This window comes from Pseudonocardia sp. EV170527-09, from assembly GCF_008369905.1.
GTDB lineage: Bacteria > Actinomycetota > Actinomycetes > Mycobacteriales > Pseudonocardiaceae > Pseudonocardia.
Window position 1 is genome coordinate 1 of record NZ_VRMC01000679.1, and the last position, 232, is coordinate 232.

At 60.8% G+C, this 232-nt stretch carries 1 protein-coding gene; it reads left to right on the forward strand.

The genetic code is table 11. The features are described 5' to 3' along the window. Window positions 1-41: 41 nt before the first annotated feature. Window positions 42-232, forward strand: a 191-nt coding sequence (locus FVA95_RS30470; RefSeq protein WP_205016122.1) for a hypothetical protein, incomplete at its 3' end; no start/stop codon positions are given.

Genomic DNA, 232 nt, shown 5'->3' on the forward strand with positions numbered 1-232 from the left:
GGCATATGCAGCAAGGCGGCTCACCCTCACCTTTCGACCGCTTGCTCGCCAACCGACTCGGGTATCGCGCTCTCAATCTCATTGACGACGAGTTGGCGGCGCATCAGGACGGTTCATGGTTCATTGGCGTCAACGAGTCGGGCATGCGGCCCTGTTCGATGGACACCATGCCCTCTCTCATTGACGCCGCTCATCGTCGTCCCCGCGAACAGTGGTGGCTGCAACTGAGGAC